Raw genomic sequence first — 13,942 nt, forward strand, 5'->3', positions numbered from 1 at the left:
TCTCCGGGCTCCGCCCGGCCGCTCCGCGCCTCCCCGACCTAACGCGCCTTCGCGCGGGAGCCTGAGAAGCCGTGTCCGCATCCTAAGGAACCTCTCCCTGTGGGGGAGGCGATCGCGCAGCGATCGGTGGAGGGAGTGAGTGGGAAGCCGACCGCCATCTCGAAAGCTGAAACCATCCCCCCACCGGCCTTCGGCCGCCTCCCCCAGAGGGGGAGGTTCGCTGCTCCAGACCCTCCCCCTGAAGGGGAGGGTCGCTAGGCCATCTCTGGTCACGCTCTGCGTGTTGTGGTTTCATTGTACAGCTTCAGATTGGGGGGGGCTGCCATGATCGAGATTTCGAAACTTGCCCGAGGCGCCGTGCTGGCGCTGGCGGCCGCTACGGGGGGACTGGCCGGGGCGGCCCAGGCCCAGACCTATGTGAAGCCGCCGTGCACGGCCCGCGCCGCGCCGGCCTTCGATGACCAGCTGCATGCTCTCTGGTACCGCCGCTTCTGGACCGGCGACTGCATCGGCCTGCCGTTCTGCATGGCGGGCGAGCCTACCTGGAACGGCAAGGTGGCCGACCTCGTGCAGCGGGCGCCGGCGGCGCGCCGGGCCCAGGTCGCGGCCAAGGCCTGCCGGGTCGGACGCCTGGTCGGCCACGAGTGGGCGCGCAGCAACGACATCCGCAGGATCACGACCGCGGACCTGCAGGTCTTCGCCCAGTCGCTCGATACGGCGCAGAACGTCGAGGCCGCCCTCGACGGCGTGGAGCACCGCGCGCGGGCCATGATGAACTAGACGGCGCCGGCGGCCTTCCCCGGGAGGACCGCGCCGGTTCGGGCAAAAGAAAAGGCGGCGGGTCCTTTCGAACCCGCCGCCCCGTCTTCAATCCGGCTCGAGGCCCGGTCTTAGAACTTGGCCTTGATCGCCACGTAGAAGCGGCGGCCGAGCACGTCGTAGGTCGACGGGTCGGTGTTGGCCTGGACGTAGGAGGTGAAGGTCGGCGGATCCTTGTCGGCCAGGTTGGTGACGCCGCCCCGGATGGAGTAGGTGTCCGTCACGCGCCAGGTGCCGTTCAGGTCGAAGTAGTTGACGGCCTTGATCTTCTGGGTGGCCACCGCGGCGTCGGTCATTTCGCCGATGTAGCGCCAGCGGACGCCCAGATCCACCGGACCGACCGCGTAGGTCAGGGTGGTGGCGTGCTTCCACTCGGGGTGGGCCACGGCGACCGAGCTGATCGAGGTGTTGCCGATCGTGCCCTTCAGCTCCTCGAATTCCTCGCCCGGCAGGCTCTGGATCTTGAAGGTGTTGAGCCAGGTGCCGACCAGGTTCAGCTTGATCGAACCGTACTTGTCGTCGAGGCCGACGGCGCCGAGGCCAAAGCCCCAGTCGACCTGGAAGTCCACGCCCGAGGTCTTGAACTCGGCCAGGTTCAGGTTCGTCAGCGTCATCGTGTCGATTTCGCCGGTCGAGGTGTTACGCGTGAACAGGCTGCAGTAGTACGAGGCGTTGGCGTCGCCGTTGTAGCACTTCTCCAGCACGGTCGAGGCGTCGATGGTGCCGATCGCGTCCTTGATGTCGATCGAGTAGAAGTCGACCGACAGCGACAGCTTTTCGAACAGCGGGTTCTCCAGGCGCGGGGTCCAGACGGTGCCGACGCTGAAGGTGTTGCTGGTCTCTTCCTGCAGGTCCGGATTGCCGCCGCTGAGGGCGTTGATCTGGCCGTTGGCGTAGGTGTAGCTGTCGATGATCGCCGACGGCACGCCCTGCGCCAGGCACTGGGTGCGGACGCTGGCGGCGCTGGAGCCGGTGCGGGCCGAGCTGTCGATCGCGCAGGGATCCTCGTCGATCGCCGGGTAGCCCTGGTTCTGCGGCGAGTAGAGTTCGCCGATCGACGGGGCCCGGACGGCGCGCTGGTAGCCGCCGCGCAGACGGAAGCCGTCGAAGACTTCCCAGTCGCCGTCGATCTTGTAGGCGCCGACGCTGCCGACCGTCTCGTAGTCCGACAGGCGGTAGCCCAGCGACAGGTTCAGTTCCTTGACGAAGGGCAGGTCCTTCAGGATCGGCACCAGGGCTTCGCCGTACAGTTCGTAGACGTCGGTCGACGCGTTGATGGCGTCGGCGGCGTTGAAGCCCACGACGTCGCCGGTCGAGAGCAGGCTGTCGGGCACGTACTGGAAGCTGTCGAACTTGTAGTCGACGCCCACGGCGGCGCGGACTTCACCGGCCGGCAGGTTGAACAGGCCGCCCTGGAAGTTCAGCTCGACGACGCGCTGGTCGGCCGCGGTCCAGTTCTTGGTGGTACGCGAGATGTAGCTGCGGCACGAGTCCGACAGGGCGTTGTTGCCGAACGGGTCATAGCCGCCGTCGCAGATGCTGGCGCCGCCGTCGGAGGCGTCGAGCAGGGTCTGGACCGCCGAGTGGCTGACGTTGCCCGACTGGATCTCGTTCTGCTCGGAGCGGCCGAACGAGGCGTAGAGGTCGTAGGTCCAGTCCTTGAAGCCGGTGTCGCCGCGAACGCCGCCGGCGATCTGGAAGACGTTGAAGGTGGTCTGCGAGATCCGCGCGCCGACGTCGGTGAAGCGCTTGCGCAGCAGGAAGTCGGCGGTCGGGTCCGCGCGGCTGGCCAGGAGGGTCGACAGGTCGGCCGGGATGAAGGGGTTGGTCACCGGCACGGAGAAGCCGGTCGAGCTGGCGGCCGGCGACGGGGCCAGCTGGGTGCGCGAGTCATAGTGGGTGAAGGCGAACGAGCCGTAGAACTCGGCGTGTTCGTTCACTTCGTATTCGGCGGCGCTGTAGATCGAGTAGCGGGTCAGCGGCAGCTGCATCAGGTTCAGCGCGCCGGTGTTGTAGGTGCCGTTCACCGGGATCGTCGAATAGTCGATCGCGGTCGAGCCGGTGTAGTTGACGCCGTTGTAGAACAGCGTGCCGTCGTTGTTGAAGCCGAGGTTGGCGCTCGCCTTCACGGTGCCGGCGGTGACGCCGTACTTGGCGAAGACGGCGTCGATGGCCGCCTGGGTGGGCAGGTTGGTCCCGGTGGCGTCGTAGCGGCCGTACGGGGTGGTCGACGAGGCGCCCGAGATCTTGGCGAAGTCGCGGGCGGCGTTGAACACCTCGCCGCGCTGGGTGTAGCCCACCGACAGGACGGCGTGGCCGCGGTCATCGGCGAACTTGCCGCCGGCGGCGAAGGCCAGCGAGCTTTCCTTGCCGTCGCCGCGCTCGGTCTCGCCGTATTGGGCGTCGAACAGCAGGCCGGTGAAGTTCTTGTTGAGCTTGAAGTTGACCACGCCCGACAGCGAGTCCGAACCGTAGGTCGCCGAGGCACCGCCGGTGATCACCTCGATGTTCTGGATCAGGGTCTGCGGGATGATGTTGATGTCGACCGTGCCGTCCGAGTTGGACGGAACCACGCGGTGGCCGTCGAGCAGCACCATCGTGCGCTGGCTCCCCAGGCCGCGCAGGTCGATGTTGGCCTGACCGCCGTTCGACGGGTTGTTCGAGGTCGAAGACACGGCCGGCACGAACTGCGGCATCTGGTTGAGCAGGGTGTCGACGGTGACCGAACCGGTCTTCTCGATCGCGGCCTGATCCATGGTCATGATCGGGCTGTTGGACACGTAGTCGCGGCGCGCGATGCGCGAGCCGGTGACGACCACTTCCTCGACCGCGGCCGGCTCGTCGTTCGTCTGGGCGTGCGCCAGCACCGGCGCTGCCGTCATGGCGATGACGAGCGCGGACGCGCTCAGAAGATAGGTATTTCTAGCCATTCATAGTCCCCAGTATTCGCCAAAGCGTCGCCGCAATGGTCATGATGGCGAAATAAAATTCCGCCCTGAGGCCAGGGATGGGGACCTTTTGTTTCTCAATTGTGAGGTGACGGTTCTGTAAAATGTATATGAATTACAGCATCGAATAAACGAAGGTATGGTACGATCGTATACAGACGTACAGTTGATGGCTTCGGATTATTTGCGGCAATATATATTGCGACAAGTGAAACAAACCGGCGTTATTCGGGTTCGTCGATATCATTCGGCAATGTGGGCGCGCGTGGCGGGAAGGCCACACCCCGTGTCCGCGTTTCGCCATGGCGGCGCCGGCGCCTAAACGGTAGTCTTTTCCTCATGTCCGATGCTTCCGCCCGCCTGCGTCCCGCTCTCGAATGGCGCACATCCGGGCGGTCCAGACCCACCGATCGCTGGACGCCGGACGAGACCGCCATAGGCCTGTCGTTCGACGGCCGTCCCCACACCGTGCTGATGGCCACTCCGGCCGAGGTCGAGGATCTGGCGCGGGGCTTCACCATCACCGAAGGCGTCGCCCGGCCGCAGGACATCCTGTCGGTCGAGGTCAAGCCGGACGCGCTGGGCGTGCTCGTCGACATCCGCCTGGTCGAGGGGGCGGCGCGCCGCAAGGCCCGTCCGCGCAACCTGGAAGGCCGGTCGAGCTGCGGGCTTTGCGGCGTGCAGCGGCTGGCCGACGCCGTCCGCCCGCTGCCGCCGGCGGGGGAGGGCGTGCGCGTCGCCCATCAGGCGGTGACGGCCGCCCTGGCCAATCTGGAAGACGCCCAGGCCCTGGGGCGCAGCACCCGGGCCACCCACGCCGCCGCCTTCTGCGACGCCGACGGCCGTCTCGTGCTGCTGCGCGAGGACGTCGGCCGCCACAACGCGCTGGACAAGCTGGCCGGGGCCATGGCCCGCGAAGGGCGCGACGCCGGAGCCGGCTTCGTGCTGGTGACCAGCCGCTGCTCGTTCGAGATGGTCGAGAAGGCCGTGCGCATGGGCGCGGGCATGATCGTGGCGGTGTCGGCGCCGACCGACCTGGCCGTGCGCCGCGCCGAGGAGTCCGGCCTGACCCTGGTCGCCCTGGCCCGCGCCGACGGCCACATGGTGTTTTCCCGGCCCGACCGCCTGGTCGAGACGGTTCTGGAGCAAGCGTGATGGCCGACGACGCCGACAATCCCGTCCAAGGGGGCAAGATCCCCGGCGTGAAGCCCTATGGCGGTCCCGCCGGCGGCTGGGGCGCGCTGAAGGCCGTGGCCGGGGCGCTGGCCGACCAGGAAACCGTGGTCGAGGGCGGCAAGACCCTGATGCGGGCCAACCAGCCCGAGGGCTTCGACTGCCCCGGTTGCGCCTGGCCCGATCCCAAGCATACCTCGTCGTTCGAGTTCTGCGAGAACGGGGCCAAGGCCGTGGCCTGGGAGGCGACCTCCAAGCGCGCCACGCCCGAGGTGTTCGCAGCCCACACGGTCAGCGAACTGCTGACCTGGAGCGACCACGCCATCGAGGACCTGGGCCGCCTGACCCATCCCATGGCCTATGACCCGGCCAGTGACCGCTACCTGCCGATCGCCTGGAGCGAGGCCTTCGCCCGCGCCGGCGCGGCCTTGCGGGCCATGGACAATGCGCACCAGGCCGAGTTCTACGCCTCGGGAAGGGCCAGCAACGAAGCGGCCTTCCTGTTCCAGCTGCTGGGCCGCAAGGTCGGCACCAACAATTTCCCCGACTGCTCGAACATGTGCCACGAGCCGACCAGCGTCGGCCTGCCGGACTCGCTGGGCATGGGCAAGGGCTCGGTCAGCCTCGAGGACTTCGACCACGCCGACCTGATCCTGTGCTTTGGCCACAACCCCGGCACCAACCATCCGCGGATGATGGCCACCCTGCGCGAAGCCTCGCGGCGCGGCGCGACGATCATGGCCTTCAATCCGCTGGTCGAGCGGGCCCTGGAGCGGTTCGCCTCGCCGCAGGATCCGGTCGAGATGGCGACCCTGTCCTCGACCCCGATCGCCTCGCGCTACTATCAAGTGAACGTCGGCGGCGACGCAGCCGTGCTGCAGGGGCTGATGAAGGCGGTGCTGGCCTTCGATCGCGCCGCCCGCGAGGCCGGCCAGCCGGCGATCCTCGACGACGACTTCATCGCCGAGCACACGGCGGGCTTCGAGGCCCTGGCCGCCCAGATCGACGCCGCGTCCTGGGACGAGATCGTCGCCGTCGGCGGGCTGTCGCGCGCGGAACTCGAGGAGGCCGCCGCCATCTATGCGCGGTCCAGCGCCGTCATCCTCTGTTACGGCATGGGCCTGACCCAGCACCGCAACTCGTCCAGCACCGTGCAGCAGCTGGTCAACCTGCTGCTCCTGCGCGGCAACATGGGCCGGCCGGGGGCGGGGATCTGTCCGCTGCGGGGCCATTCCAACGTCCAGGGCGACCGCACGGTCGGCATCTGGGAGAAGCCTTCGGCGGCGCTGCTCGACAGCCTGGGCCAGGTGTTCGGCTTCGAACCGCCGCGCGATCACGGCCACACCGTGGTGGAGGCCATCGAGGCCATGGAGGCGGGCGCGATCAGGGTGTTCGTCGGCCTGGGCGGCAACTTCGCGGTCGCCGCGCCCGACCCGCTGCGCACCTACGCGGCCATGCGCAAGGTCGACCTCGCCGTCCACATCGCCACCAAGCCCAACCGCACCCACCTGCTGGTCGGGCGCGAGGCGCTGCTGCTGCCGTGCCTGGGCCGCACCGAGATGGACGTACAGGGCGGGGTGCGCCAGTCGGTGACGGTCGAGGACTCGATGTCGATGGTCCACGCCTCGCGTGGCCTGAACCCACCGGCCTCCGAGCACCTGATGTCCGAGCCGGCCATCGTCGCCGGAATCGCCCGCGCGGCTCTGGGCGAGGCGGATCCGGTCGACTGGGAGGGGCTGATCGCCGACTACGACCGCATCCGCGACCTGATCGAACGGGTCTTCCCCACCGCCTTCACCGACTACAACACTCGTGTGCGCCAGCCCGGCGGCTTCCGCCTGCCGCTGCCGCACGCCGAGCGCAAGTGGAACACGCCCTCGGGCAAGGCCAACTTCCTCACCCACCCGGGGCTCGATGATCCCCGCAAGGGCGACGCTTCGGTGCTGCTGCTGACCACCCTGCGCAGCCACGACCAGTACAACACCACCATCTATGGCGAGAACGACCGCTACCGCGGCGTGTTCGGGCGGCGGGACGTGGTCTTCGTCCATCCTGACGACCTGGCCGAGCGCGGAATCCGCGAGGGCGACGCCATCGATCTGGCCGCCGCCTTCGATGAAACCGGAGCGCGAGTCGTTCGCGCCTTTACGGCTGTCGCTAGAAAAATTCCGCGCGGGTGTGTCGCCGCATACTATCCGGAAACCAATGCTCTGGTAGCGCTGGAGGATCACGACCGGCGAAGTGGTACGCCGGCCTACAAGTCGGCGCCGGTGCGGCTATCGCTGCACGGCGGCTGACGAGGCCGTCTCCACCGTCCGGCGTTGTCCGCAAGGACGAGGGAGCAGAGGCGGTGGACAGAACACTGCAGGCGCGGGTCATTGCGGCCGCCGATCTCGGCGCGGCCGAGCGCGCGCGCTGGAACGCCCTGCGCGCCGCCGATCCGCTGCTGGGCGGTCCCTATTTCGACCTTCGCTATATAGAGACGGCCGCCGACTGCGCCCCGGGCGCGCGGATCGCGGTGCTGGAGCGCGGCGGCCGCATCGTCGGCTTCCTGCCGTTCCAGCGACGCGGCTCGCTCCTGCAGCCGCTGGGCGCGCCGATGAGCGACTTCCACGGCCTGGTCGCCGAGCCCGACGTCGAGCTTTCCGCCGTGCTGGGCCTGCTGGGCGCCGAGCGCATGCGGGTCAGCGGCCTGGTCAGCCGCGAGCCGGCCGGCGAACTTTCGGTGCGCCGCGCCATGGCCGCCGACCTGTTGGGCGGCTTCGAGGCCTACCAGGCCGGCCGTAGCGCTGCCTTCCTGAAGGACAAGCGCCGTCGGGCCCGCGCGCTGGAGCGCGACCACGGCGAGACGGTCTTCACCTTCGAGCGCCCGGCGCCGGATCTGCTGGCATGGCTGGTCGCCCAGAAGCGCGAACAGATCCGCCGCACCCATCAGCACGACATCTTCGCCTGTGGCTGGACCCAGGACCTGCTGCTGCGCCTGGCCGAGCACGACGCGCCCGACTTCGGCCTGCGGCTGGCGGTGCTGCGGGCGGGGGGAACGATCGTCGCCGCCGAACTGGGCCTGACCGCCGGCGATCGCCATCACCTGTGGTTCCCGATCTACGACCCGGCCTTCGCCCGCTATTCGCCGGGCGCGCTGATGACGCTGGAGACCCTGCGCGTCGCGGCCGAGCGCGGTATCGCGCGTGTGGACTTCGGTCCCAGCGAGGAAGCCTACAAGGAAGACTTCGCCGATCCGATGGAGACTGTGCTGGAGGGCGCGATCGCCGTCCGGCCGTCGCTGATGGCGCACCTGAAGGGCGCGCCCGGCGTCGACCGCATCGACGAGGTCGGCAAGCGCCTGGCGCGCCGCCTCGACCGCATCGCCGCCTGCGAGCCGGGCCTGTTCGGCCAGGTCAAGGGCGGCGCCAGTTTCGTCACCGGCCTTGGCCGTCGCCATCCTAAGGTGGGCGCGGGCCTGGGCGCCGGCATCGGCGTCATCGGACTTGGAGTGAGCCTTGGCCTGCTGGCCGACTAGGGCATGACGCCCCGGACTAGAAGTGAGGGAGGAACGCCAATGACCCGTCTCGTCGCGCCCTGGTCGTCCGACCAGATCCAGAGCTTCCGCAAGGCCCCCGTCACCTTCCGTCACAACCTCGCCGAAACCGGCCTGTTCGACGACGACGCCCTGGCGCGCCTGCTCGACGCCTATCCGGCCGAGCTCTACGACATCAACCTCTTCGACTTCGACGCCGAGGGCCAGGCGACCATGCGCACCGGCGCCCGCGGCCGCCTGCCGGGCCGCGAGGTGCTGGCCGGGGTCAAGGAAGGCCGCATCTGGGTGCAACTGCGCCGGGCCGAGGCCTGGTATCCGGCCCTGACCCCGCTGATGAAGCAGGCCTTCGCCGAGATCGGCGGGGAGGCGAGGGGCTTCTCGCCCGTCCAGCTGAACGGCCAGCTGATCATGTCGGCCCCCGGCGCCAAGGTGCCGTTCCATGCCGACGCGCCGGGCGTGATCCTGTTCCACCTGCGCGGCCGCAAGCGGATCTGGATCTATCCGCCCGACGAGGCCCACATGCCCCAGCAGGGCATGGAGAATATTCTGCTCAAGCAGCAGACCGAGGACCTGCCCTATCGCCGCGACATGGACGCCGGCGCCGTGGTCTACGACCTCGAGCCCGGCATGGCCGCCGCCTGGCCGCTGCATGCGCCGCACAGGATCGAGAACCTGGGCACGTTCAACGTCTCGCTGTCGGTGGACTACCAGACCTGGGGCTCGCGCCTGACCAACGGGGCGCACTACGCCAACGGCGTGCTGCGCCGCTGGGGCCTGCCGGTGGCGGCCATGGACAAGACGCCGATGGCGGCCCGCGCCGGCCTCTGGGCGGCCTCGCTGGGGCTCAAGCGCCTGCGGCTTGTCGAGGACCGGATCAAGGCCTTCGAGCGCACCTTCGAGATCGGCGACGCCCAGAAGGCTGCCTGATCGGGTACGTGACAACCGCGTCATGACCTCGATTTAAGTCGTCCTGGCGGGTCTCGCCGACTAGCGTTCCCTCAACGCAACGCCATCCGAGGGGACAAACAGATGCGCGAAATGATCAGCCTGGCCGCCGGCGCGGCCGTCCTGGCCCTGGCCGGAACCGCTTCGGCCGCCGAAGCCAATGTGAAGATCAAGGACGCCGTCGCCCGCGTCGTGGTCATTCCCGAAGCCCGCAACGACGTGAAGGTCGAGTTCCTGACCCGCAATTCCTCGCTGCCGCTCGAGGTCCGCGTCGTCGGCGGCCAGACGATCATCGACGGCAACCTGCACCTCAAGCGCATCCAGAGCTGCAACGGCTCGGGCGAGACCGCCTCGGTGAAGGTGCGCGATCTGGGTGTCGTGAAGTGGGCAGACATCCCGCAGGTGGTCGTCCGCGTGCCGCAGAACGTCTCGCTCGGGGCTTCCGGCGCGGTCTACGGCAGCATCGGCCGCAGCGACAGCGTCGAGCTGGCCAACGCCGGCTGCGGCGATTGGACGGTGGCCAACACCAAGGGCAAGCTGGAGATCAGCCTGGCGGGGTCGGGCGACACCAAGGCCGGCAACGCCGACCGGGTCGAGATCAGCCTGGCCGGCGCCGGCGACATCAGCCTGCAGGAAGTGCGCGAGCTGGAAGTGGCGATCGCCGGTTCGGGCGACGTGAAGGCCGCGGCGATCCGCGGCGGCGACATCGACGTCAGCATCGCCGGCTCGGGCGGGGTCAAGATCGCCCAGGGCCGGGCCCGCGACCTCGACGTCAGCATCATGGGCTCCGGCGACGTCAACTTCGGCGGCGAGGCCGACAAGGTGTCGCTGTCGGTGGCCGGCTCGGGCGACGTCCGCGTCGCCAAGGTCAACGGCCCGGTCAAGAAGTCGTCGATGGGCTCTGGCAACATCTATATCGGCCAGTAAGCCGACCGGCCGCGCACCCACGTAGCCCCATATAAAGAAGAACGCCCCGGAGCTTTCGCTCCGGGGCGTCTTGCTGTCCGTCGGGTCCCGCCTTTGGGAGGAGGGGGGAGGGCGGGGCCCTTGAGGCGCGTGGGCACGCGCCGCGGACGATCGGTCGGACCTTCCCCCAAGAAGGGGGAAGGTCCGGGCTTCCGCTTAGCGGACGCCGAAGCCGAACAGGTCGCCGGCTTGGGCCAGATCGGCGCCAGCGGCGTTGCGGGCCTTCAGGCTGCCGCCGAAGGTGTAGCGCACGCCAACCTTGACCGCGTCCGACTTCAGGTCGGCCAGGTCTTCAGATTCGGTGTGGGTGTACTTGCCGAAGGTCGACCAGCCCGAGTTGGCGAACTTGTATTCGCCGCCCAGGTTCACGTCCCAGGCGTCGGCGTCGATCGAGGAGTCGATCTTCGAGTAGCCGAGGCCGGCGTCCAGACGGAAGTCGTCCGAGACGAAGTAGTTGGCCGTGCCGCGGACGGTCCACAGGTCGGCGTCCAGGTCGTTCGACTGGCCGTAGGCGGCCAGGCCCGTCAGGGTGACGTTGCCCAGGTACTTCTGGGCTTCGGCGCCGACGGCCCACAGGGTGTCGTTCTGCGGACGCGACAGGGCGGTGAAGCCGCCGACGCGCCAGCCGTCGCCGACCGTGGTGGTCAGGTGGGCGGCGCCCGAAGCGACGGTTTCGTCAGCGATGTCGTTGTCCGAGATCGAGACGTCGCCGTTCAGGGTGACGGTCCACGAACCGGTCGGGACGGCGACCGAGCCGTCGATCTTCACCGAGGTGCCGTCGGCGTTGACGACGTTGGTGTCGAGGTTGTTGTAGTTCACGGCGGCGCCGACCGAACCGATGTTCTGGGCGAAGGCGGGAGCCGAAACGGCCACGGCCAGGATGGCGGCGGCGGCGAACAGTTGGGTCTTCATAGTGGGTAATCCCCTTACTCATGTGGGCTCGCCGGCGGGCGGTCGTTTTGGGGGAGGGCCTCCCGTCCGGCGAGCGGGGCGGATCTATGAAGGTTCGATGACGGCCGCAAGGCTTCGTCTGATCGTTCAAGGCCGGATGGTGCGCAAATACTACACTTGCAGGCACGAATTCCGTCCCTATACGCGCGGGTCGCGCATAAAGATTGTGACCATCTAGCGTTGGAAGGTGAACAATGCTCTTTGGCGCCTTGTTTTCGCCGCCTCCATTAAGGGGCGTGGCGAGCGGTAGGGAAGTATTAATCAAACCCTTCCGAAACCCCGCCCGGGGCGCTTGACGAAACCGATTCAGGCACGTAAAAGCGCCCCTCTGTTGGACCGGCTGTGAGCTTCAGGGCTCAAACGCGGTTCGCAAGCGACCCGTACCCTAGCGTCCTTCTCATCCAGAGGAGGGTTCTCCTCGGAGGACGGCGAGGTTGTGGATCACCGGCCCTCGCAGGCGACTGCGCGGGCCAATTTGTTTTGCGGACGCTGCGTTCGGACGTCTCGAAAGAGGAGTCCGGGTTGGTCTTTGAAATGGTTCGAGACGCGGGCGCAGCCCACTAGGAAACCGAGCGATATGGATCGTCAGAACATCCGCATCCGGCTCAAGGCCTTCGATCACCGCGTGTTGGATCATTCCACGCGCGAGATCGTGAACACGGCCAAGCGCACGGGTGCGACGGTGCGGGGCCCCATCCCCCTGCCCACGCTTATCGAAAAATTCACCGTCAACCGCTCGCCGCACGTCGACAAGAAGTCGCGCGAGCAGTTCGAGATCCGTACGCACAAGCGCGTTCTCGACATCGTTGACCCGACTCCGCAGACCGTGGACGCGCTGATGAAGCTCGACCTGTCGGCCGGCGTTGACGTCGAAATCAAGCTGTAAGGAGGGCCGAACTGATGACTCTCCCCGCTAACCGCACCGGCCTGATCGCCAAGAAGCTCGGCATGACCCGCTTCTTCGACGAAGTTGGCCAACACGTGCCGGTCACCGTCCTGTCGCTCGACGGTTGCCAGGTTATCGCTCAGCGCACGGTCGAGAAGGACGGTTACACCGCCCTGCAGCTCGGCGCCGGTGCTCGCAAGCCCAAGAACACCTCGAAGGCCCAACGTGGTCACTTCGGCAAGAACTCGGTCGAGCCCAAGCGGATCGTCGCCGAATTCCGCGTCGAAGAAGCCGCTCTGATCGAAGTGGGCGCGGAATTCACCGCCGACCACTACGTCGCCGGCCAGAAGGTCGACATCCAGGGCGTCACCGTCGGTAAGGGTTTCGCCGGCGCCATGAAGCGCTGGAACTTCGGTGGTCTCCGCGCCACCCACGGTGTCTCGGTCTCGCACCGTTCGCACGGTTCGACCGGTAACCGCCAGGATCCGGGCCGTACGTTCCCGGGCAAGAAGATGGCTGGTCACCTCGGTCAAGAAACCGTCACCACCCTCAACGTCACCGTCTGGAAGGTGGACGTCGAGCGCGGCCTGATCCTGGTCAAGGGCGCTGTCCCCGGCCACGAAGGCAGCTACGTGAAGATCCGCGACGCCGTGAAGAAGGCCGCTCCGGCCGATCTGCCGCGTCCGGGCGCTTTCCGTAAGGCTGGTGAAGCTGCTCCGGCTGCTGAAACCCCCGCTGAAGAGGCCCCCGCGGCGACGACCGAAGAGGGCGAAGGCTAATGAAACTCGACGTCATCAAACTTGACGGCGGCAAGGCCGGCTCCGTGGATCTCGACGATGCCATCTTCGGCATCGAAGACATCCGCGGCGACATCCTGCAGCGCGTCGTGACCTGGCAGCTGGCCAAGCGCCGCTCGGGCAACCACAAGATTCAGGTTCGTAACGAGGTCTCTCGTACGAGCAAGAAGATGTACAAGCAGAAGGGCACCGGCGGCGCTCGTCACGGTTCGCGCCGTGCGGCTCAGTTCGTCGGCGGTGCCAAGGCCCACGGCCCGGTCGTCCGCAGCCACGCCTTCGATCTTCCCAAGAAGATCCGGGCTCTGGCTCTGCGTCACGCCCTGTCGTCGAAGGCCAAGGCCGGCTCGCTGGTCGTGCTGGACAGCGTGGTTCTGACCGAAGCGAAGACGGCCGCCCTGCGCGCCACCTTCGAAAAGATCGGCCTGAAGAACGCCCTGGTCATCGCCGGTCCGGAAGTGGACGCGAACTTCAAGCTCGCCGCCCGCAACATTCCGAACGTGGACGTGCTGCCGAACGCCGGCCTGAACGTCTACGACGTGCTGCGTCGCCAGACCCTCGTCCTGACCAAGGACGCGGTCGAAGCGATCTCGGCCCGTTTCGCTGAGAAGGAAGCCGCCTAATGGCCGCCACCGCTCGCCACTACGACACGATCCTGTCGCCGGTGATCACCGAAAAGTCGACCCTGCTCAGCGAGCTGAACAAGGTTGTCTTCAAGGTGGCCGCCGACGCGACGAAGGACGAAATCGCCGCCGCTGTCGAAGAGCTGTTCAAAGTCAAGGTCACCAAGGTCAACACCCTGGTCACCAAGGGCAAGACCAAGCGCTTCCGCGGCATCGTCGGACGCCGTTCCGACGTCAAGAAAGCGATCGTGACCCTGGCCGAAGGCCAGTCGATCGACATCACGACGGGGCTCTAAGAC

At 67.6% G+C, this 13,942-nt stretch carries 12 protein-coding genes; 10 read left to right on the forward strand and 2 right to left on the reverse strand.

The window, feature by feature from the left end:
• Nucleotides 1-324 precede the first annotated feature (324 nt).
• Entirely contained in the window at nt 325-780 is a 456-nt protein-coding gene (locus tag AC07N1_RS06550) for a hypothetical protein (protein WP_494671078.1), read from the forward strand.
• A gap of 110 nt (nt 781-890) precedes the next feature.
• On the opposite strand, the gene AC07N1_RS06555 is transcribed toward AC07N1_RS06550, so the two are convergent.
• Nucleotides 891-3,749, reverse strand: coding sequence for a TonB-dependent receptor domain-containing protein (locus AC07N1_RS06555; protein ID WP_494671079.1), 2,859 nt, complete (start codon nt 3,747-3,749; stop codon nt 891-893).
• Between the two features lie 357 nt (nt 3,750-4,106).
• Here AC07N1_RS06555 and fdhD point away from each other — a divergent pair, with 357 nt between their 5' ends.
• The 5 genes from fdhD (at nt 4,107) to AC07N1_RS06580 (ending at nt 10,350) form a co-directional block, all read left to right on the forward strand.
• Complete coding sequence (fdhD, locus tag AC07N1_RS06560; RefSeq protein WP_494671080.1) at nt 4,107-4,922, forward strand: formate dehydrogenase accessory sulfurtransferase FdhD; 816 nt, start codon at nt 4,107-4,109, stop codon at nt 4,920-4,922.
• Nucleotides 4,922-7,237 (forward strand): FdhF/YdeP family oxidoreductase, encoded by a 2,316-nt coding sequence (locus tag AC07N1_RS06565; RefSeq protein ID WP_494671081.1) that lies wholly within the window; start codon nt 4,922-4,924, stop codon nt 7,235-7,237. Before fdhD ends, AC07N1_RS06565 begins: the two co-directional genes overlap by 1 nt.
• Before the next feature lie 53 nt (nt 7,238-7,290).
• A complete protein-coding gene (locus AC07N1_RS06570) occupies nt 7,291-8,460 on the forward strand; it encodes a GNAT family N-acetyltransferase (RefSeq protein ID WP_494671082.1) in 1,170 nt (389 codons plus the stop codon).
• A gap of 39 nt (nt 8,461-8,499) precedes the next feature.
• A complete protein-coding gene (locus tag AC07N1_RS06575; RefSeq protein WP_494671083.1) occupies nt 8,500-9,405 on the forward strand; it encodes a transcriptional regulator in 906 nt (301 codons plus the stop codon).
• 102 nt (nt 9,406-9,507) lie between these two features.
• On the forward strand, nt 9,508-10,350 hold the full coding sequence (locus AC07N1_RS06580; protein WP_494671084.1) for a GIN domain-containing protein: 843 nt from the start codon (nt 9,508-9,510) through the stop codon (nt 10,348-10,350).
• 195 nt (nt 10,351-10,545) lie between these two features.
• On the opposite strand, the gene AC07N1_RS06585 is transcribed toward AC07N1_RS06580, so the two are convergent.
• Nucleotides 10,546-11,301 (reverse strand): outer membrane protein, encoded by a 756-nt coding sequence (locus AC07N1_RS06585; protein ID WP_494671085.1) that lies wholly within the window; start codon nt 11,299-11,301, stop codon nt 10,546-10,548.
• Between the two features lie 616 nt (nt 11,302-11,917).
• On the opposite strand from AC07N1_RS06585, the gene rpsJ reads away from it, so the two are divergent.
• Genes rpsJ through AC07N1_RS06605 form a run of 4 tightly spaced genes read left to right on the forward strand, consistent with a single transcriptional unit; the run spans nt 11,918 to nt 13,939 of the window.
• Nucleotides 11,918-12,226, forward strand: coding sequence for a 30S ribosomal protein S10 (gene rpsJ / locus AC07N1_RS06590; protein WP_004616952.1), 309 nt, complete (start codon nt 11,918-11,920; stop codon nt 12,224-12,226).
• 14 nt (nt 12,227-12,240) lie between these two features.
• Nucleotides 12,241-13,005: a 50S ribosomal protein L3 gene (gene rplC, locus AC07N1_RS06595; protein ID WP_110119910.1), complete on the forward strand. Its 765-nt coding sequence runs from the start codon at nt 12,241-12,243 to the stop codon at nt 13,003-13,005.
• Complete coding sequence (gene rplD, locus AC07N1_RS06600) at nt 13,005-13,643, forward strand: 50S ribosomal protein L4 (protein ID WP_494671086.1); 639 nt, start codon at nt 13,005-13,007, stop codon at nt 13,641-13,643. Before rplC ends, rplD begins: the two co-directional genes overlap by 1 nt.
• Nucleotides 13,643-13,939: a 50S ribosomal protein L23 gene (locus AC07N1_RS06605; protein ID WP_110119912.1), complete on the forward strand. Its 297-nt coding sequence runs from the start codon at nt 13,643-13,645 to the stop codon at nt 13,937-13,939. The genes rplD and AC07N1_RS06605 overlap by 1 nt, the downstream gene beginning before the upstream one ends.
• The last annotated feature ends 3 nt before the right edge of the window (nt 13,940-13,942 follow it).

It is taken from the genome of Caulobacter sp. GW821-FHT09B11 (genome assembly GCF_059418205.1).